Origin of the sequence: Bradyrhizobium altum (assembly GCF_020889705.1) — a bacterium.
GTDB lineage: Bacteria > Pseudomonadota > Alphaproteobacteria > Rhizobiales > Xanthobacteraceae > Bradyrhizobium > Bradyrhizobium altum.
In genome coordinates this window covers 1-567 of the sequence record NZ_JACMYP010000608.1, presented here as the reverse complement: position 1 = coordinate 567, position 567 = coordinate 1, and the positions used below count along the sequence as shown (strand labels likewise).

Here is a 567-nt window from a genome sequence, read left to right as displayed (position 1 = left end):
TATGTGGACGGCCGCCGTGGCACAAGAGCTTCTGAACCTGATCGGATCGCTGTCATCCATATGTCCGGCCTGTTTGATGCGATCATGTTGATCGCTGGCCAAGATGGCTTCCGCGACGCGAGTGCCAAACAACCTGGCGACCTTGTGGAGGCCAATGGGTCCCGCGGCTTGTCTCGCGTTCTGGATCGATCGATCATTCCATCTGCTCTTGCAGCTCCGGTTCGGCTCGCGCGTGCAGCGTTTGGCCAGCCAAACTCCTAAGTGACGGTTGCCGTTGCGACGTTGATCCGGGCGGCATCGTAGCTCTCGCCGGTGACCATCAACTTCCAGGCGATGCGGGCCACCTTGTTGGCGAGCGCCACGGCCGCCAGCTTCGGCGGTTTGCGCCGGAGCAGCGCCAGCAGCCAGCGCGACGGCTGACCGCGGCCGAGCCTGGCTTGCCGGATCACGGCGGTCGCCCCTGCCACGAGCAGGCGACGCAGGGTCTCGTCGCCAGCACGGGTAATCTTGCCGAGCCTGGTCTTGCCGGCGGTGGAATGGTCTTTGGGCGTCAGGCCGAGCCAGGCC

2 protein-coding genes are annotated in these 567 nt (G+C 64.9%); one reads left to right on the top strand and one right to left on the bottom strand.

Going from position 1 to position 567, the window contains the following annotated elements; translation table 11 throughout:
- Positions 1-261 (top strand): hypothetical protein (locus H8B02_RS47695; RefSeq protein WP_229172574.1); only part of this gene is annotated, 261 nt, incomplete at its 5' end.
- Here the strand turns inward: H8B02_RS47695 and H8B02_RS47690 are convergent.
- The coding region (locus H8B02_RS47690) for a transposase (RefSeq protein WP_229172573.1) at positions 258-567 on the bottom strand (310 nt) is incomplete at its 5' end. The two genes, H8B02_RS47695 and H8B02_RS47690, sit on opposite strands and share 4 nt — an antisense overlap.